18 protein-coding genes, 5 tRNA genes and 1 pseudogene are annotated in these 18,452 nt (G+C 60.2%); 16 read left to right on the top strand and 8 right to left on the bottom strand.

Annotation, left to right across the window (positions count from 1 at the left end; all coding sequences use genetic code 11):
• Positions 1–54: 54 nt before the first annotated feature.
• From rluD to JV241A_RS03510, 10 genes are all read left to right on the top strand, one after another.
• On the top strand, positions 55–1,017 hold the full coding sequence (rluD, locus tag JV241A_RS03465) for a 23S rRNA pseudouridine(1911/1915/1917) synthase RluD (protein WP_038998723.1): 963 nt from the start codon (positions 55–57) through the stop codon (positions 1,015–1,017).
• Positions 1,014–1,754, top strand: coding sequence for a peptidoglycan editing factor PgeF (pgeF, locus tag JV241A_RS03470; protein WP_134061362.1), 741 nt, complete (start codon positions 1,014–1,016; stop codon positions 1,752–1,754). The genes rluD and pgeF overlap by 4 nt, the downstream gene beginning before the upstream one ends.
• Positions 1,755–1,878: 124 nt before the next feature.
• Positions 1,879–4,443: an ATP-dependent chaperone ClpB gene (gene clpB / locus JV241A_RS03475; RefSeq protein WP_115085291.1), complete on the top strand. Its 2,565-nt coding sequence runs from the start codon at positions 1,879–1,881 to the stop codon at positions 4,441–4,443.
• Positions 4,444–4,746: 303 nt separating this feature from the next.
• Positions 4,747–4,822 (top strand) — tRNA-Asn (locus JV241A_RS03480).
• Between the two features lie 10 nt (positions 4,823–4,832).
• Positions 4,833–4,909 (top strand) — tRNA-Pro (locus tag JV241A_RS03485).
• Between the two features lie 5 nt (positions 4,910–4,914).
• Positions 4,915–4,990 (top strand) — tRNA-Lys (locus JV241A_RS03490).
• A gap of 98 nt (positions 4,991–5,088) precedes the next feature.
• Positions 5,089–5,165 (top strand) — tRNA-Pro (locus JV241A_RS03495).
• A gap of 96 nt (positions 5,166–5,261) precedes the next feature.
• A complete protein-coding gene (locus JV241A_RS03500) occupies positions 5,262–5,792 on the top strand; it encodes a dihydrofolate reductase family protein (protein ID WP_134061363.1) in 531 nt (176 codons plus the stop codon).
• 177 nt (positions 5,793–5,969) lie between these two features.
• Complete coding sequence (locus tag JV241A_RS03505) at positions 5,970–7,295, top strand: S8 family serine peptidase (RefSeq protein ID WP_166675640.1); 1,326 nt, start codon at positions 5,970–5,972, stop codon at positions 7,293–7,295.
• Between the two features lie 56 nt (positions 7,296–7,351).
• Positions 7,352–7,690, top strand: a complete 339-nt coding sequence (locus JV241A_RS03510) for a hypothetical protein (protein ID WP_134061365.1) — start codon at positions 7,352–7,354, stop codon at positions 7,688–7,690.
• A 161-nt stretch (positions 7,691–7,851) separates the two neighbouring features.
• Here JV241A_RS03510 and JV241A_RS03515 read toward each other — a convergent pair whose 3' ends face one another.
• The 3 genes from JV241A_RS03515 to JV241A_RS03525 all read right to left on the bottom strand — a co-directional run bounded on the left by JV241A_RS03515 (position 7,852) and on the right by JV241A_RS03525 (position 10,203).
• Positions 7,852–9,147: an NAD(P)/FAD-dependent oxidoreductase gene (locus JV241A_RS03515; protein WP_010220616.1), complete on the bottom strand. Its 1,296-nt coding sequence runs from the start codon at positions 9,145–9,147 to the stop codon at positions 7,852–7,854.
• Between the two features lie 84 nt (positions 9,148–9,231).
• Entirely contained in the window at positions 9,232–9,405 is a 174-nt protein-coding gene (locus JV241A_RS03520) for a DUF3094 family protein (RefSeq protein WP_081492759.1), read from the bottom strand.
• 168 nt (positions 9,406–9,573) lie between these two features.
• The gene (locus JV241A_RS03525) at positions 9,574–10,203 is read right to left on the bottom strand and encodes a DUF1780 domain-containing protein (protein ID WP_010220617.1); all 630 of its coding nucleotides are present in this window, start codon (positions 10,201–10,203) and stop codon (positions 9,574–9,576) included.
• Positions 10,204–10,321: 118 nt separating this feature from the next.
• Between JV241A_RS03525 and JV241A_RS03530 the strand changes: the two genes are divergently transcribed.
• Genes JV241A_RS03530 through JV241A_RS03540 form a run of 3 tightly spaced genes read left to right on the top strand, consistent with a single transcriptional unit; the run spans position 10,322 to position 12,765 of the window.
• A complete protein-coding gene (locus tag JV241A_RS03530; protein ID WP_134061366.1) occupies positions 10,322–10,783 on the top strand; it encodes a hypothetical protein in 462 nt (153 codons plus the stop codon).
• A 29-nt stretch (positions 10,784–10,812) separates the two neighbouring features.
• Positions 10,813–12,030 (top strand): MFS transporter, encoded by a 1,218-nt coding sequence (locus JV241A_RS03535; RefSeq protein WP_134061367.1) that lies wholly within the window; start codon positions 10,813–10,815, stop codon positions 12,028–12,030.
• 45 nt (positions 12,031–12,075) lie between these two features.
• Positions 12,076–12,765: an energy-coupling factor ABC transporter permease gene (locus JV241A_RS03540; protein WP_115085295.1), complete on the top strand. Its 690-nt coding sequence runs from the start codon at positions 12,076–12,078 to the stop codon at positions 12,763–12,765.
• A gap of 4 nt (positions 12,766–12,769) precedes the next feature.
• On the opposite strand, the gene yacG is transcribed toward JV241A_RS03540, so the two are convergent.
• The 4 genes from yacG to JV241A_RS03560 are packed head-to-tail and all read right to left on the bottom strand — an operon-like array spanning position 12,770 to position 15,670.
• A complete protein-coding gene (gene yacG, locus JV241A_RS03545) occupies positions 12,770–12,970 on the bottom strand; it encodes a DNA gyrase inhibitor YacG (protein ID WP_115085296.1) in 201 nt (66 codons plus the stop codon).
• Positions 12,967–13,590: a dephospho-CoA kinase gene (gene coaE, locus JV241A_RS03550; protein ID WP_134061368.1), complete on the bottom strand. Its 624-nt coding sequence runs from the start codon at positions 13,588–13,590 to the stop codon at positions 12,967–12,969. The genes yacG and coaE overlap by 4 nt, the downstream gene beginning before the upstream one ends.
• The gene (locus JV241A_RS03555; RefSeq protein ID WP_134061369.1) at positions 13,590–14,459 is read right to left on the bottom strand and encodes an A24 family peptidase; all 870 of its coding nucleotides are present in this window, start codon (positions 14,457–14,459) and stop codon (positions 13,590–13,592) included. Before JV241A_RS03555 ends, coaE begins: the two co-directional genes overlap by 1 nt.
• 2 nt (positions 14,460–14,461) lie before the next feature.
• Positions 14,462–15,670, bottom strand: coding sequence for a type II secretion system F family protein (locus JV241A_RS03560; RefSeq protein ID WP_134061370.1), 1,209 nt, complete (start codon positions 15,668–15,670; stop codon positions 14,462–14,464).
• Positions 15,671–15,887: 217 nt separating this feature from the next.
• Here JV241A_RS03560 and JV241A_RS03565 point away from each other — a divergent pair, with 217 nt between their 5' ends.
• The 3 genes and pseudogenes from JV241A_RS03565 to JV241A_RS03575 all read left to right on the top strand — a co-directional run.
• Positions 15,888–16,298, top strand: coding sequence for a pilin (locus JV241A_RS03565; RefSeq protein ID WP_134061371.1), 411 nt, complete (start codon positions 15,888–15,890; stop codon positions 16,296–16,298).
• A gap of 70 nt (positions 16,299–16,368) precedes the next feature.
• Positions 16,369–16,444: transfer RNA gene (locus JV241A_RS03570), tRNA-Thr, on the top strand.
• A 77-nt stretch (positions 16,445–16,521) separates the two neighbouring features.
• Positions 16,522–17,081, top strand: a pseudogene (locus JV241A_RS03575) (tyrosine-type recombinase/integrase); the annotation flags it as partial.
• Positions 17,082–17,242: 161 nt separating this feature from the next.
• Here the strand turns inward: JV241A_RS03575 and JV241A_RS03580 are convergent.
• A complete protein-coding gene (locus tag JV241A_RS03580) occupies positions 17,243–18,250 on the bottom strand; it encodes a potassium channel family protein (RefSeq protein WP_134061372.1) in 1,008 nt (335 codons plus the stop codon).
• Positions 18,251–18,452 lie beyond the last annotated feature (202 nt).

Raw genomic sequence — 18,452 nt, forward strand, 5'->3', positions numbered from 1 at the left:
TTAACCACAAGCGCGCAGTCGAAACCAAAGGCTGTGCCGCCCGCTGATTCGAGCATGTCCGAGATCATTCAACTTCGCGCAGAGGTGCCGTCCGAATTGGGCGGGCAACGCCTCGACCAAGTCGCCGCCCAATTGTTCGCTGAGCACTCGCGCTCGCGCCTGTCCACCTGGATCAAGGAGGGGCGCCTGACGGTCGATGGCGCTGTCCTGCGTCCACGCGATATCGTCCACGGCGGTGCGCTGCTGGCGCTCGATGCCGAGCAGGAAGCCCAGGGCGAGTGGGTGGCCCAGGACATCGAGCTGGATATCGTCTACGAAGACGACCACATCCTGGTGATCAACAAGCCTGCCGGGCTTGTGGTCCACCCGGCTGCGGGCCACGCCGATGGCACCCTGCTCAATGCCCTGCTGCACCATGTGCCGGACATCATCAATGTGCCGCGCGCCGGTATCGTCCACCGCCTGGACAAGGACACCACCGGTCTGATGGTGGTGGCCAAGACCATCCAGGCGCAGACCCAGCTGGTCGCCCAGTTGCAAAGCCGCAGCGTCAGCCGCATCTATGAATGCATCGTGATTGGCGTGGTAACGGCCGGCGGCAAGATCAACGCGCCGATTGGGCGCCATGGCGGGCAGCGCCAGCGCATGGCGGTGACCGAAGGCGGCAAGCCGGCGGTCAGCCACTACCGCGTACTGGAGCGCTTCCGCTCGCACACCCACGTGCGGGTCAAGCTCGAGACCGGGCGTACCCACCAGATCCGCGTGCACATGGCTCACGTCAACTTCCCGTTGGTCGGCGATCCGGTCTATGGCGGGCGTTTCCGTATTCCGCCAGCGGCCAGCCTGACCATGGTCGACGCGCTCAAGACCTTCCCGCGCCAGGCCCTGCATGCACGCTTCCTGGAGCTGGATCACCCGGTGACCGGCGAGCGCATGGGCTGGGAATCGGCGCTGCCGGACGACTTCGTCTGGCTGCTGTCGCTGCTCAAGCAGGACCGCGAGGCGTTCGTCGGATGAGCGAGTTGACGCAAGCGTTGTTGATCCCCGACTGGCCTGCGCCAGCCGCGGTTCGCGCCTGCGTCACCACGCGCAGCGGCGGGGTCAGCCTGCCGCCCTATGAAAGCTTCAACCTCGGTGACCATGTTGGCGATGCGCCAGCCGCGGTGGCCGAGAACCGCCGGCGCCTGACCGCCGAGTTCGGCATCCAGCCGGCCTGGCTCAAGCAGGTGCATGGCGTGGTGGTGGCCGATGCCGACCCCAGTGTTATCGCCGAAGCCGATGCCAGCTACAGCGCGACCCCGGGCATTGCCTGCACGGTGATGACCGCCGACTGTTTACCGGTGCTGTTCTGCGACCGCGCCGGCACCCGGGTAGCCGCCGCCCACGCCGGCTGGCGCGGGCTGGCCAACGGTGTGCTCGAAGCCACCCTGGACCGCCTGGGGCTGCCGCCCGACGAGGTGCTGGTGTGGCTCGGCCCGGCCATTGGCCCGCAAACCTTCGAAGTCGGCCTGGAAGTACGCGACGCGTTCACGACCGTTCATCCGGAAACGGCCCGGGCCTTCGTGCCCGGTGCCCAGCCCGGCAAGCTGATGGCCGATATCTACCAACTGGCCCGCTTGCGCCTTGCAGCGCGCGGCGTCGATGCCGTCTATGGTGGTGGCTTGTGCACCGTCAGCGACCCGCGCTTCTATTCTTATCGGCGCACCCCGCAGGGTGGCCGCTTCGCTTCCCTGGTCTGGCTGGCACCGCGCTGACCTGGATCAAGCCCGTCAAGCTTGAAACCTCCAGAATCACCCTCATCTACAGTGGTATCTCAGGCAGGTTTTTCTTCATCAGGTGTGTCCATCGCTCCGACCTGCCCATAAAGGAAGGTAACCCATGCGAATAGACCGTTTGACCAGCAAGCTGCAATTAGCGTTATCCGATTCCCAATCCCTGGCCGTGGGCATGGACCATCCGGCCATCGAGCCTGCGCACCTGGTGCAGGCCCTGATCGATCAGCAGGGCGGTTCGATCAAGCCGCTGCTGATGCAGGTCGGCTTTGACGTCAACAGCCTGCGCAAGGCGTTGAGCAAAGAGCTCGACCAACTGCCGAAAATCCAGAACCCCACCGGCGACGTCAACATGTCCCAGGACCTGGCGCGCCTGCTCAACCAGGCTGACCGCCTGGCCCAGCAGAAGGGCGACCAGTTCATCTCCAGCGAGCTTGTGCTGCTGGCGGCCATGGACGAGAACAGCAAGCTCGGCAAGTTGCTGCTCGGCCAGGGCGTGACCAAAAAAGCCCTGGAAAACGCCATCAGCAACCTGCGTGGCGGCGAGGCGGTCAATGACCCCAACGCCGAAGAATCGCGCCAGGCCCTGGATAAATACACCGTCGACCTGACCAAGCGCGCCGAAGACGGCAAGCTTGACCCGGTGATCGGCCGTGACGACGAAATTCGCCGCACCATCCAGGTGTTGCAACGCCGTACCAAGAACAACCCGGTGCTGATCGGTGAGCCTGGCGTGGGTAAAACCGCCATCGCCGAAGGCCTGGCCCAGCGCATCATCAATGGCGAAGTGCCGGATGGCCTCAAAGGCAAGCGCCTGCTGTCGCTGGACATGGGCGCACTGATCGCCGGTGCCAAGTTCCGCGGCGAGTTCGAAGAGCGCCTCAAAGGCCTGCTCAACGAGTTGTCCAAGCAGGAAGGACAGATCATCCTGTTCATCGATGAACTGCACACCATGGTCGGCGCCGGTAAAGGCGAAGGCTCGATGGATGCTGGCAACATGCTCAAGCCGGCCCTGGCCCGTGGCGAGCTGCACTGCGTTGGCGCCACCACGCTGAACGAGTACCGCCAGTACATTGAAAAGGATGCGGCGCTTGAGCGGCGTTTCCAGAAAGTACTGGTAGAAGAGCCGAGCGAAGAAGACACCATCGCCATCCTGCGTGGCCTCAAAGAACGTTACGAGGTGCACCACAAGGTAGCGATCACCGACGGCGCGATCATCGCCGCGGCCAAGCTCAGCCACCGCTACATCACCGATCGGCAACTGCCGGACAAGGCCATCGACCTGATCGATGAAGCGGCCAGCCGCATCCGCATGGAGATCGACTCCAAGCCGGAAGTGCTCGACCGCCTGGAGCGCCGCCTGATTCAGCTGAAGGTTGAATCCCAGGCGCTGAAGAAAGAAGACGACGAAGCCGCGCTCAAGCGTCTGGAGAAACTCACCGAAGAGATCGTCCGGCTGGAGCGCGAGTACGCTGACCTGGAAGAGATCTGGACCTCGGAAAAAGCCGAAGTGCAGGGCTCGGCGCAGATCCAGCAGAAGATCGAGCAGTCGCGTCAGGAGCTTGAAGCTGCCCGCCGCAAGGGCGACCTCAGCCGCATGGCCGAGCTGCAGTACGGGGTGATCCCGGACCTGGAGCGCAGCCTGCAGATGGTCGACCAGCACGGCAAGGCAGAAAACCAGCTGCTGCGTAACAAGGTCACCGAAGAAGAGATTGCCGAAGTCGTCTCCAAGTGGACCGGCATCCCGGTGTCGAAGATGCTCGAAGGCGAGCGGGAAAAACTGCTGAAGATGGAAAGCCTGCTGCACGAGCGGGTGATCGGCCAGGAAGAAGCGGTCGTCGCGGTGTCCAACGCTGTGCGTCGTTCGCGTGCCGGCCTGTCGGACCCGAACCGCCCAAGCGGCTCGTTCCTGTTCCTCGGCCCGACCGGTGTCGGTAAAACCGAGCTGTGCAAGGCGTTGGCCGAATTCCTCTTCGATACTGAAGAGGCCATGGTGCGTATCGATATGTCCGAGTTCATGGAGAAACATTCCGTGGCTCGCCTGATCGGTGCACCACCAGGCTATGTGGGATACGAAGAGGGTGGCTACCTGACCGAAGCCGTGCGGCGCAAACCTTATGCCGTAGTGCTGCTCGACGAGGTCGAGAAGGCTCACCCGGATGTGTTCAACGTGTTGCTGCAGGTGCTTGAAGACGGTCGCCTGACCGACAGCCACGGGCGGACGGTGGATTTCCGCAATACCGTGATTGTCATGACCTCCAACCTGGGCTCCTCGCAGATCCAGGAACTGGTGGGCGATCGTGAAGCACAGCGTGCGGCGGTAATGGACGCCGTGGGTTCGCACTTCCGTCCGGAGTTCATCAACCGGATCGACGAAGTGGTGGTGTTCGAACCGCTGGGTCGCGAGCAGATTGCCGGCATCACCCAGATCCAGCTCGGCCGCTTGCGCAGCCGTCTGGCCGAACGCGACCTGAGCCTGGAGCTCAGCCCCGAGGCGCTGGATAAACTGATCGCCGTCGGTTACGACCCGGTCTATGGCGCACGGCCGCTGAAGCGGGCGATCCAGCGCTGGATCGAGAACCCGTTGGCGCAGTTGATCCTGTCGGGCCAGTTCCTGCCAGGCAGCGCCATTACGGCGAAGGTAGAGGGCGAAGAGATCGTCTTCGCCTGAGTTTTCGGCGGGTTACGCTAAGGCCTCGAATTTCGAGGCCTTTTTTCTTTGCATTTTTTCTCGAGTGCTTGTAAAGTGCGCCCCGCTGTATGTCACCCCGCAGTTTCCCGGCAAAATTGGGAATCTGAAAAAAAGTTGCAAATCAGTAAGTTGAATGCAAATTAGGGGTTGACAAGGGTTTTGAAGGTTGTAGAATAGCGCGCCTCAGAGACATGAACGCAGCGATGCTCAAGGTCGAAGAGTTCGAAGCGGTAGTGATACAGCACTCGAAATTGCAGCACTGTTGTAATTGAAATTGATAGTTCCGCGATAGCTCAGTCGGTAGAGCAAATGACTGTTAATCATTGGGTCCCAGGTTCGAGTCCTGGTCGCGGAGCCAAATTTCAAGCCGGGGTATAGCGCAGTCCGGTAGCGCGCCTGCTTTGGGAGCAGGATGTCAGGAGTTCGAATCCCCTTACCCCGACCATTTTTGGGTCGTTAGCTCAGTTGGTAGAGCAGTTGGCTTTTAACCAATTGGTCGTAGGTTCGAATCCTACACGACCCACCATTTTTGAAGCCGGTACGCTGGGTTCAAATCTTAAAAGGTTGGTTTGCCATTAGCAGCCAGCCATAAAAAAGGCGCCTTAATCGGTGCCTTTTTTTTACCGGGGTATAGCGCAGTCCGGTAGCGCGCCTGCTTTGGGAGCAGGATGTCAGGAGTTCGAATCCCCTTACCCCGACCATCTTCAGAAAGAAGGGCACCTTGCAAAAGGTGCCCTTTTTTCGTTTTTGCGGCCTGCCTGATACTATCCGGCTATTTCCTGCAAGGACGCCGCGCCATGCCCCTGAAAACTTCCGTCTACATCGCCACCAGCCTCGATGGCTTCATCGCCCGTGAAAGCGGCGAACTGGACTGGCTGATGGTCGCCACCAGCTCCAGTGACGATCACGGCTATGCGGCGTACATGGCCACCATCGACACCCTGGTCATGGGCCGCAACACCTTCGAGAAGGTCCTGACCTTTGGCGAGTGGCCGTATCCGCACAAGCGTGTGGTGGTGCTGAGCAGCACCTTGCAGCAGGCCGATATGCAGCACGGCGTCGAAGTGCACCCGGGGCCGGTCGCCGACCTGGTCGAGCACCTGAATGAAACAGGCGCCAAGGGCCTGTACCTTGATGGCGGGCAGGTGATTCAGAGTTTCTTGCGCGAAGGCCGGCTGGATGAACTGACCATCACCCGCATACCGGTGTTGCTGGGCAGCGGCATCCCGCTGTTCGGGGCCCTGGCGAAGGACGTGACGCTGCAGCATATGCGCAGCACCACCTTTGAGAGCGGGTTTGTGCAGAGTACCTATCGGGTAGTGAAATAGCGTACCGGGAAATGGTTTGCCCGTTTGGCATTGGCTTCATTCGCCCTGTGACCGGGGATAGCCATGCGCGCTTGCTAAAAGCGATCCGCTAGTCTTTGCTTGCTCGAATAAGGATGCTCTCTGTGGGAGCCCGCGCGGTCTCGGCATCCCGAATGCTATTTCTTCAGGATGCTCGTCATGACAAAGATCGGACCTCTTCTTCGCAATGTCTTGAATCGGCTTGATAACCCATCTGCCGAGCTACAGAGCCAGACGCTAATGTCACTATCCGCTCACATAGGTAGTGGCGAATCCCCGGACAAGCTACCCCTGGTCGTGAAGTTGAATACCAAACGTCCACGAAGTGGTGAAGACTGGATTGAATACAAGGAACGTTTTGCCCATGAGGTCTCGTCGGTCAATGAGGCCTTGAGCGGTGGAAAGGCCAGGCATCTCTATCTGGCTGGGGCCATAGCTGGTACTTTTCGCCCAGAGCAAGTCGAGGGAATGGCCCACCTTGGCGAAATAGCGCTGGTTGAGCTCGACCCTGTGGTGAACCCCACATTGATGGATGATGCTTGCATCGATATTGGGTTGGATGGTTACCGAAACCAGTTTGGTCAACTGACGGGGTCGGGAGTGAGGGTCGCTGTGCTCGATTCCGGAATCGATGTAGAGCATCCGTTTCTTCACGTTAAGGATTCAGTCTCGACCTGCGGTGAGGATTTTCTCATTCCTGGATTTCACGGTACGCATTGTGCCGGGAGCATCGCTTCAAGAGACTCCATCTACAGAGGTGTTGCGCCAGATGTTGATCTTCTGAACATCAAGGTGTTGCGTCATGATGGTAGTGGTCGACATACCTCAATCGTGCAGGGGATAGATGCGGCCCTCGACTTGCGAGCAGATATCATTTCAATGAGCCTTGGCTTCAATCATCTGCCGTCCTGGTCAGATGGTGGACATGGCTGGGCGTGCCCTGACGGGCGCTGCCCCTTGTGTACTGCCGTCGATAACGCCAGTACCTTCGGGGCACTAGTGTGTGTGGCAGCCGGTAACGAGCACTCTCGCGCCGATGCATTGCGCCGGATGGGGTATGGCCACCTTCTGGACACCGAGCTGGGTTGCCCGGGGCAGGCAAAAGGCGCAATCACGGTAGGCGCAATCTCGAAGAGAACCTTTTTGCCCGCAGAGTTCACCAGCCGCGGTCCTTCCGCGTACGGTACAGAAAAGCCTGAATTGTGCGCCCCAGGTATCAACATTATGTCTACCACGCCGGCACCACGGCAAACAAACGGTAGCCTCGAACCAAGCCCGCTGCGTGCTGACCTGTTTGGCCGGGCCAGTGGTACTTCTATGGCTACTCCTATAGTCGCGGGGGTTGCAGCATTGCTGCTGCAGCAACGCCGCAACCAACATTTGAGCGTGAACGTGGCAGCCTTGCGCAAGGCGATACTGGATGCGACCGTATCAATGGGGCTGCCGGTGAACGTTGTGGGCGTTGGTCGGGTCAAGTTAAGTTAGGTGGGATAGGTGCTATTGTCCTGAGTAGTGATCACGGGACCGAGTGGTGTATCGCAATGGTCGAGACTAGAGAAATTGAAAAACTACGCCAATTGGGTTTGACGGAGCACACCTCCGCAGGTGTTGAGGCTGTGCGTGTAACTGCCCAGTGCAGACGATCTGCGGTTGGCTTTACCAGAGACAAGTGGCGCTCGGCATTGCTTGATTGGGAGAGTGAAATCGAGCAACAACTAGCTTCTCATGGCGGAGAATTGATTCAGGGAAGTCTTTCGGTGTCCGGGCAAACGGTCGAAGCGGTGGTGCCTATTGTGGAGCTGTCTTCAGTAGTCGCTGAAATGGCGGATTCAGATGTCAGAATCGACATTGTTACGCCCCGCCAAGTTGTTGAGCGTTAATTGAGTGTTTGCCAGGGCTTGAATGCACTCGGCGGGCCTCGCGACGTCTCTGCATCGACTGTACCGACGCCATCGCGGGTCAAGCCCGCTCCTACAGAAACACCGCCATACCTGTGGGAGCGGGCTTGCCCCGCGATGAGGCCCTCAAAGCCAATCCAGCATCAGTGCAGCTTCAACCGCGGCTCAGTCCCGCGCCCGATCCGGCTACCCAGCATCAGCATCAGCGTGCGGAAGGTCCCGTACAGCGCCATCTGGTGCATGCGGTACAGCGACACATAGAACATCCGCGCCAACCAGCCCTCCAGCATCACGCTACCGGTCAGGTTACCCATCAGGTTACCCACCGCCGAAAAGCGCGACAGCGACACCAGCGAGCCATAATCCCGGTACGCATACGTCGGCAACGGCTTGCCTTCCAGGCGAGCCTTCAAGCCCTTGGCCAGCAACGACGCCTGCTGGTGCGCAGCCTGCGCCCGTGGCGGCACGTTGCGGTCGCTGCCCGGTTGCGGGCAGGCGGCGCAGTCGCCGAAGGCGAAGATGTTGTCGTCCAGGGTGGTCTGCAGGGTAGGACGCACCACCAGCTGGTTGATCCGGTTGGTTTCCAGGCCGTCGATATCCTTGAGGAAACCCGGCGCACGAATACCCGCCGCCCAGACCTTCAGACTGGCCTGAATCACGTCACCATTGCTGGTACGCAACTCATCGGCAGTCACTTCACTGACCGCCGCGTTGGTCATCACCGTCACCCCGAGTTTTTCCAGGGTCTTGTGCACCGGCACGCTGATGCGCTCCGGCAGTGCTGGCAGCACCCGCGGGCCGGCTTCGATCAGGGTGATGTGCATGTCTTTGGGCTGGATACGATCCAGGCCGTAAGCCGCCAGCTCATGGGCTGCGTGATGCAGCTCGGCCGCAAGCTCGACACCGGTGGCACCGGCACCGACGATAGCCACGCTGATTTGCTCATTGGCCTGATCGCCGGCGTGGGCGCGCAGGTAATGATTGAGCAACTGCTGGTGGAAACGCTCGGCCTGCTTGCGGGTGTCGAGGAACAGGCAATGCTGCGCCGCGCCCAAGGTGCCGAAATCGTTGGTGTTGCTACCCACCGCGATCACCAGGGTGTCATAGCCCAAGGTACGCGCAGGCAGCAGCTCGCGGCCGTCCTCATCAAGGGTGGCGGCCAGCTGGATCTGCTTGGTTTCGCGGTCCAGGCCACTCATGCGCCCGAGCTGGAACTGGAAGTGATTCCACTTGGCCTGGGCCACGTAGTTCAGTTCGTCTTCGGAAGAGTTGAGCGAGCCTGCCGCCACTTCGTGCAGCAGCGGCTTCCAGATGTGCGTCAGGTTGGCGTCGACCAGGGTGATGCTGGCGCTACCTTTTTTGCCCAGGGTCTTACCCAGGCGGGTCGCCAGTTCCAGGCCGCCGGCGCCGCCGCCGACAATCACAATACGGTGAGTCATGGAGATATCTCATAAGGTTTACGGAATTCGGGTCTTGAGTGGTAGGCCGCACGGGGCGGGCGTTGTGGGCGAGCGCAAGGCAGCTCATAGCACCAGATGACTCAAGAGGCGGCTCAACAAGCCGAGTGCAACGGTCACGACCACCACCAGCAGAAGGAGCAGCCAGGGCCGGAACGGCTTGCGCTCGACTTGGTGCTGGGGGGCTCGCAGGTATTCATCGACGCGACGCTGGTCTTCGGGATTCAGGCGGCTGGTCATGAGGGCCTCGTCAGATAGACGCATGTGACTGTGGGAAAGCTACAGTGTTCACTGTAGTAGCTCGAAGGTCGCCCATCTTTCAGTCACTTGGCTGTCTTTATAACGAATGATTGCGCTTTGTATCACCGGCGCAGAATTTATGCCATCGGGCGTTGGCAGGGGGCCAGCTCAGAGGCTTATGCCGACATCAAAAACGATGCTGCGCCCCAGGTTGCCGCGCAGGAAATCCGGCGCATCCGGGTGGGCAAACAGCACCCGGGCAAAGGTCGGGCCCACCAGTGACAACGAGCGCCAGCCCTGGCGCAGGTATTCGGTGGGCGGCGGAAAGTGGCTGTTGAGGTCGAGCACTTCGCGCTTGAGGCTGGCGAAGGCAATGATGTCCAGTTCGCTCAGGTCGAGGCCGCGCTCCTGATAGTTGTGCGATTTTTTACGCAGAGTCGGCGCCAGGCGCTGCAGCAATTCCTGGGCGCTGATCCGCCGTGGCCGGGCTTCGCGGCGCACCAGCTGGCTCAATGAAAAGGCACTGCGCCGGCGCTGCAGTTCTTCGCGCCATTCGTCGTTCAGGCGCCGGCCTTCATCCAGCACAAAGAACACCTCGAAGGCGGCATCGCGAAACAGCACGTCAGGCGGCTCTTGCCCGGCGGCAGCAAAGTCTTCGCTGCGGTAGGGAATATTCAGGCCTTGCAGCAGGCGCTGGCAGACCCAACGCTCACGTTCCCATTTACGGGCATTGGATAGAAACGCATTGGCTTGTTCGGCCTGAATGGTGAGCAGGCGCAAGTAGTCTGAGTCGTCCATGGGCACAAGCTTAGCGTTCAATTGAGCTTTGCAGGAAATGTCTGCAAGCCATTGCTGCGCCGGTAAGCTAGCGCCTAGACTGCGCACCCGTTGTGGGCTCGAATATCAGGGAAGAAACATGAGCGTAGTAAAGATGGGCGGTGTATTTGGCTCCGGTACGGTGCTGTGCGGCCTGTTGGTATATGGCGTGGGCTTTTTGTTCTGGACGCCTACCGTGCCTTACGACACCCCGGATGGCCGCTATGTAGTGCTCAAGGAGGGCGATTCAGCGCCCTACAGCGTCAAGCTCATCGACCATCGCGGCGCCGAAGATGAAATCGTCCGCAGCTACGCCGAGTTCAACCCCAAGGTGCTCAGCGTCATGCCCGGCGACTACCGCGTGCGCCTGACCCTGAACGAGTTCGGCTGCTACGGCGCCTGGGCCGATGTGCAGGTGTCGGCGACCACCATCAGTGTCATTGGGCAGCAGCGCAACCCCAGTTGCCAACCGCCGGACTGGCTGGTTGAAGGCGCCGTGTTCCGCCTGTTCGAGGCACCTAAGGCGCCCGCCGAGGCTGATCAGGCCACCCCCGAGGTGTAGTGCAGCTCATTACAGGGACGGACGTGCGTATGGCTGTGTCAGTCTGGCGGATATGGAGCGCGGTGACGGTGCTGTGCATCGCCTCCTTTGCGATGGTGACCTCCGAGTTTGCCCCGATCGGTTTGTTGTCACAGATCTCCGCCGACCTGGCGCAGGAGCCCGCCACGGTCGGGCTCAGCGTGACCTTGTATGCCTGGATCGGCGCGCTGAGCGGCTTGCTCGCCAACAGCCTGAGCGGCTGGATTGGCCGCAAGCCGCTGATGATCGCCCTGATGTTGATACTGGCGGCATCGAATGCGCTCTCGGCAATCGCCCCGGAGTTTTCTGCACTGCTGGGGGCCAGGGCAGTGGGGGCGTTGGCCCATGGCGTGTTCTGGGCCACCGTGGCCGCCACCGCCGCCCTGATCGCGCCCGCCCGGCAGATGGGCCTGGCCACCTCGATCGTGCTCGGCGGCATCACCCTCGCCACGGTCATGGTCGTGCCACTGGTCAACCTGGTAGGCCAGTACGACGGCTGGCGAACCGCCTTTGCTTGCCTGGCGTTGCTCTGTGTCGCCAGTGCCGGGGCAATCGCCCTGGTCGTCCCTGATCTTGGCCTGGTTGCCGCAGCACCAGGCACGGGTTATGCGGCGGTGCTAAGGCGCCGGGACCTACTGATCACCTTCGCCATAACCGCGCTGACGGCGGCCGCACATTTTGCCGCCTATACCTTTGTCGAGCCCTTTATCAGTCAGGTGCGTGACATCACGCCTGTGCTGATCGCAGCACTGCTTTTTGCCTTCGGTGCCGCGGGCTTTATCGGCAATCTGTTGAGTGCGATCTTCATCGACCGCGACCTCAAGCTCTTCATCCTCCTGGCCCTGATCGCCATGGCAGGGGCGCTGCTGACCCTGGGCCTGCTCGGGCCCGAGTTGAATCTGCTGGCCGTGGCGACCTTGCTGATGGTCTGGGGCGTTGCCATCTCGGCGCTGTTCACCGGCCTGCAGACCTGGGTGTTGAGCATCGCCGGCGCCCATACCGTTCCGGCCACGGCCCTGCATACGGCAGTGCTCAATGGCGCAATCGGCCTGGGGGTGATCATCGGCGGTGGGGCGCTTGAGGTGATCGGCCTGCGGGGCGCCATGCTCGGCGCCAGCATGGTGATAGTCCCAGCCATTGTGCTGCTGGTTGCGTCAGGTGCGCTGCGCCGCGCCACGCCTGCATTTTCCTCAACCACCGAGGCTGATCAAGCCCGCCCCGAGGTGTAGACTGCCCCCACGCCTATTGCCTCACTCGAACAAGGGTTATTTGCCGTGATCAGTGCCGCCGTGCTTTCCAGCCAGACCCTGACCATCGCCTGGGTCGCCTACGTGCCTGTGCTGATCTGGGCGGTGGCGCGTACCCGCTGGCTCGAACTGTTCGCTGACAGCCGTCGCCAGCACTTGCTGTTCGGCACGGTATTCGCCTTGTTTGCCCTGTGGCTGGTGCGGCGTGACTTCGACACCGGGGTGTCGTATCACTTCATCGGCATGACCGCCGTGACCCTGCTGCTGGACTGGCCGCTGGCGATTGTCGGGGGCTTGCTGGCGCAGCTCGGCCTGCTGGCGCTGGGGCGCCAGGACCTGGCGGCGATGGGGGTCAATGGCCTGTTGCTGATCGGCCTGCCGGTGCTGGTTACCGAAGTGTGCGCGATGCTGGTGGAGCGGGCACAGCCGCGCAACCTGTTCGTTTATATCTTCTGTTCGGGGTTCTTTGCCGCGGCGCTGTCGGCACTGTTGTGCCTGCTCGGTGGGCTGGGTTTACTGTGGATGGACGGGCGTTTCGTCATGCCGGAGTGGATCGAGGACTTTATCGGCTACCTGTGGCTGATCATCTTCCCCGAAGCCTTCATCAACGGCATGGTGGTCAGCGCCCTGGTGGTGTTCTGCCCGGAGTGGCTGGAGACCTTCAACCGGACCCGCTACCTGCAGGCCCCGTGGAAGGATGACGACCCCGAGCGCTGACGGCTCAGTGGCGCGGGTCGAGGTCGCCGGAGAACAACTCGTCTTCGGCATCCGGTGCGACCGGGATCTTGTGTTCTTCCGAGGCCCAGGCACCCAGGTCGATCAGCTTGCAGCGGTCGGAACAGAACGGTCGGAACGGGCTAGCCGCGTTCCATTCCACGGGGGCGCCACAGGTCGGGCAATCTACGGTTGTTGGTTGGCTCATGCTTGGCCTCCTCGCAAAGTCAGGTAAAAGTGGTGCAGGCGGTCGACCTCCGAGCGCAGCCAGTCCAGATCGCGGTCATTGACCAGCACGTCGTGGGCGTGGCGCAGGCGTTCTTCGCGGCTGGCCTGGGCCTTGAGAATGGCCTGCACCTGTTCGGCGCTGGTCTGGTCGCGCAGCAGGGTGCGCTGCACTTGCAGCGCCTGCGGTGCATCGATCACCAGCAGGCGGTCGGTGCGCGTGTACTGGCCGGACTCCACCATCAACGGCGAAACGAACACCGCATAGGGCGACTCGGCCTTAGCCAGGTAGCTGAAAATCTCCTGGCCGATCAACGGATGCAGCAGCGCTTCGAGCCACAGGCGCTGCTGCGGGTCGGCAAAGATCAGCTCGCGCAGGGCGGCGCGGTTGAGCTGGCCGTCTTCGAGCAGCACCTCCGGGCCGAAACGCTCGACGATACGGGCCAGCGCCGGGCGGCCCGGCTCGACCACCCAGCGCGCGGCCTGGTCGGCGTCGACCAGGTGCACACCCAGCTCGACAAAGCGCTGCGCAGCGGCGCTCTTGCCACTGCCGATGCCGCCGGTAAGGCCGAGAATCCAGGGGGTGAAAGCAGCGGTGGTCATCAGAATCCGGAGTATTTCAGATAGGAAGTGGTTATTTGACCACCCCAGAGCAGCGCGATCCAGCCCGCGATGGCCAGATAGGGACCAAAGGGGATCGGCGTGCTGGCCTGCTTGCGCTGCAGGCGCAGCATAATCAGCCCGATCAACGCCCCCAATAAGGACGACAGCAGCAGCGTCAGTGGCAGGATCTGCCAGCCACCCCAGGCGCCCAGCATCGCCAGCAACTTGAAGTCGCCATAGCCCATGCCTTCCTTGCCGGTAACCATCTTGAACACCCAGAACACCGACCACAGGCTCAGGTAACCGGCCACCGTGCCCCATAGGGCATCCTCCAGCGGCACGAACATTTCGAAGGCATTGACGATCAACCCCAGCCACAACAGCGGCAACACCAGGGCATCGGGCAGCAGATGGTGTTCGATGTCGATCATGCTCATGGCCAGCAGGCCCCAGCTCAGCACCAGCAGGGCCAGGGCGGTGCCGGTGACGCCGAAGCGCCAGGCGACAAACAGGGTCAGCGCCCCGCAGGCGAGTTCCACCAGCGGGTAGCGCGGGCTGATGCGCGCCTGGCAACTGGAACAGCGCCCGCGCAAGGCCAGGTAACTAATGACCGGTATGTTTTCCCAGGGGCGAATACGATGGGCGCAATGCGGGCACTGCGACGGCGGCAACAACAGGTCGAAGCGCGGCGCTTGTGCCTCGTTAGGCAACTCCAGCACCTCGCGGGCCTCGGCCTGCCATTGGCGTTCGAGCATGATCGGCAGGCGATGCACCAGCACATTGAGAAAGCTGCCGACGATCAGCCCGAGCAACAGGGCGATGCTCAGGTACATCAGTGGCTGGCTGGCCAGGGAGTTCAACAGGTTCATGGTCAGATCACATTGCCCAGCTGGAAGATTGGCAGGTACATGGCGATCACCAGGCTGCCCACCAGCAACCCCAGGATCAGCACGATCAACGGCTCAATCAGGGCCGTGAGGGTGTCGAGCAGGTGGTCGATGGCCTGTTCATAGTGGCTGGCGATCCTGGCGAGCATATCGTCCAGCGTGCCGGCTGTCTCGCCAATGGCGCACATCTGCACCACCAGCGCCGGGAACAAGCCGCTGGCGCGCAATGCCACGTTCAAGGCTAGACCACTGGCCAGGTCCTCGCGCACCTTGTGCAGCGCCTGTTCATACACCGGATTGCCACACGCCCCGGCAACCGTCCCCAGCGCCTCCACCAACGGCACCCCGGCGCCGAACGACGTCGACAAGGTGCGGGCAAAGCGGGCGAGGGCGGCATGCCGGAGCAGGCTGCCAAGCACCGGCAAACGCAGGGCCACGCGCACCAGCCACAAACGCAACGCAGGCTTGTGTCGATAACCCCAAACCCCCGCGGCACAAGCGCCGCCAAAAGTTATCAACAGCCACCAGAAGTGCGCCCCCAACCACTGTGACAAGCCGATCACCTGTTGGGTAAAGGCCGGCAGCTCGGCACCAAAGCCGCCGAACAACGACTGAAAGCGCGGCACCACCTCCAGCAGCAACAGCGCCGACACCCCGAAGCCCACCAGCAGCACCAGCAGTGGATAAGTCATGGCCTTTTTAAGCCGCGCGCGCAGGGCCTGGCGTTGCTCCTGCAGCGCCGCCACCTGGGCCAACACCACCTCCAGGCTGCCGGACTGCTCACCGGCGTCCACCAGGTTGCAGTACAGCCGATCGAAGTAATGCGGGTGTCGGCGCAGCGCCGTGGCCAGGCTGCTGCCGGCGGCGATATCGGCCTTGATCGCCCCCAGCAGGCTGGCCATCGCCGGGTTGGCGCTGCTCTGGGCGACCACATCCAGCGCTTGCAGCAGCGCCACCCCGGCCTTGAGCAGGGTGGCCAGCTGGCGGCTGAACTGGCTCAGCGCCTTGCCATCCAGTGGCCGCCGCCATTGCCACAGTGGCGGGCGCACACTGGCGATACGCCCCGGGCGAATCCCGCGCTGGCGCAACTGCGCCCTGATCAACGCTGGGCTGCGCGCTGCACTTTGGCCGCTGATCAAGGCGCCCTGGGCGTTAGTGCCTTGCCAGCTGTACATCCGGTTGCTTTCGGTCATCGCCACATCCTTGTTGCGCTGCCTTGCACAAGCCTGGTAACAGCTCCAGGCCCCGAGTGGTGGGCCGGGTTGCCCGCCGCCCACTAGAGTAGTCGAGCCAGAGCGACCGAATGACCGCCACGGGGTGACAAAAGGTGTCTGTTCGGGCCTACTGGCGCGCCTGCTGGCGCCGCACCACTGCGGCCGGCATGAACTGATTTTGTGAGGGAGAGTGTCCATGAAAGGGCAACGCGGTATTACCTTGATCGAACTGATGATCGTGGTGGCGATCATCGGCATTCTGGCGACCATCGCCTTGCCGATTTACACCAACAGCCAGGTACGCACCAAAGCCACGGCGGCCCTGGTAGAAATTTCTGCCCTGAAGACCGCCTTTGACCTGCGCCTGAACGAAGGCAAGGACATCGCCAACGTCGCCGCCCTGGGTGGCCAGGAGCGCACCGCCCACTGCGCCATTGCCGCCAGCGGCACCGCGGCCACGGGCGTGGGCAGCATCGTCTGCACTCTGATCGACGCCCCGGCCATCGCCACCGACAAAACCATAACCTTGACCCGCGCCGCGACCGGCTGGGCCTGCACCAGCACCCTCAGCGAAGACCTCGCCCCGGCAGGCTGCAAAGCCCTCTGAAACCGACGCAATTGCTGTTAATAAACAGTGATTTGCGAAAGCGACCCGGCAGTGGTAGCGTTATCGCCACGCCGGTGTAGCTCAGTCGGTAGAGCAGCGCACTCGTAACGCGAAGGTCGCAGGTTCGATTCCTGTCTCCGGCACCACATCCAGCTCCACTGCATTCCACTGAATGCTTTGGAAACCCTCTAAACCGGCCTTCTGGCCGGTTTTTTTGTTTCCAGAATTCGATTTGCAACTTGCGATGTGGGAGATCCCCGACACCCGTAAGCCGATTGAAGGCGTCCGCTATTCCACTCGCAGGACCAAGATGAGTGGGGACATTCAAATAGTGCCGCTGTCGCCTCAAATCATCGAGATCCTTGAACGGCTGCGCAGCTTGAATCGCTTCTCTGAACTCGTGTTGCCCGGTGATCACAGGTACTGGAAGCCCTTGTCGGAGAACACGATTAACCAGGTGCTGCGCAATATGGGGTACGACACCACCAAGGACGTGTGCGGGCATGGTTTCCGGACCATGGCTTGTAGTGCCTTGCTCGAATCGGGGCTGTGGACGGACGATGTGATTGAACCGCAGATGAGCCATCAGGAGCGCAACCGCGTGCGCCTGCGTATATCCACAAGGACCAACTTCTGGAGCAGCGTCGGTTGATCATGGCGTGGTGAAGTAACTACATCGATGCCAACAGGTCGGGCCATGTCACTACGCATGAGTTTGCTCATCCTGTAGGCGACAACGTCACCGCCTTGCCAAATAGTCATGGCGCATTCAATCGCGGGTGAGCCTGTAAGCTATCATGCCTAACTTCGATATTGGGATGAGCTGCGCTAAGGGGGGAACACTTTCTTAGTATTGATAATGAAAATTTCGTATATGCTCATACGCGCCGGCCAACAGTCGCGTAATAGTCGCGAGCTTGCAAGCTTAATAATTGATGCGGTTTTTAACTGTCTTGCGACTCAAATGGGCCGAACTTAACAATGTCGGCAATGGCCGACCCAATGGAGGGAGCGGTAACCCCCTTCCTTAGATCAATATTTATAATAATTCTCTCCCCTGATGTGTTCTCGTCTAGTTGAGTGATTAGATTTAGAAGTTTATCGTGAAAGTCGCTAATTGAGTTTGGCTTGTTAGGCGCTTCAACACTACTATGTTCGATGCTTAACAAATTTATGCGAGGTATCTTGACTCCTAGGGTTCTCTCGAGCTGGGTTACTTGCTTTGCTTGCTTGTAATGATGTAGAAAGGGATGGCTTTTTAAGCTGGCAAGTAATTCAATTAAGTTAATGGGCAGTGATGTGGAGAATTTATTCAGGAAGTCGTCTATGCTTGCTATGAGATTATTATTTTCCTGTTCAATAAAATCTCCCCAGGTCATCACGCCTTCACCATATCTGGTCTCATTAGAGAAGAAGTCTTGGCGAGAGATTTGATCATAATACTCCTGAGTAAATAAGTTTTCGGGAGTAAATTTGACGAAGTCGCCTGTCGCTCTGGTTGTTGTGACTTTATAAGTCTCCGAAATAACTTCAGTGTAGCTGACAATCGCTGGCTTCAAAATTGTTAGTAGCTTTTTTAGAGCGTCACTTTCAGCTTTTTCTTCAAGTTCTTTTTGGGCGGAATCTTTTCGTTCGCTAAGCTTGTGAGATATGGAGTTCAAAAATAAACCAATAGTAATCACTCCCAGAATAACCTGGGTGATCACTGTGAGAAGAAGTGGTGCCGCATCAAGCCTTGGGGTCAGATCACCAAAGCCTAATGTAGTGACTGTGACTACACTGAAATACAATGCTTGCACATAATTTATTGCATCGCCTTTAAAGTCGCCGGCGAATATAAATATGTAGATCAGGCTGAATATCAATATATTGGCTAAATAGATAAATCCGTAGGTGCTTGGCGCGTATGAGGTGACATCCAAGAGGTTTTTGGGGTTCGTCTTTGGTCTCAATTTAGCCTCTGGATTTCACTTCGAAATGAAATATAAATAGACAGTAACTGGTGGGTAACATTCCCTTGCCAGCTGCCGCGATGGCTCTAGATTACGCTATCTGCATACATACTGGAATTGTGCACCAACCTGACAACCTTTTATCAGCATGGTGGATGGATTATACATTAGCTCTCAGGCAGGGTACTTGACAAGGGGAAGG

The organism is Pseudomonas sp. JV241A (assembly GCF_900275665.1).
Lineage (GTDB): Bacteria > Pseudomonadota > Gammaproteobacteria > Pseudomonadales > Pseudomonadaceae > Aquipseudomonas > Aquipseudomonas wadenswilerensis.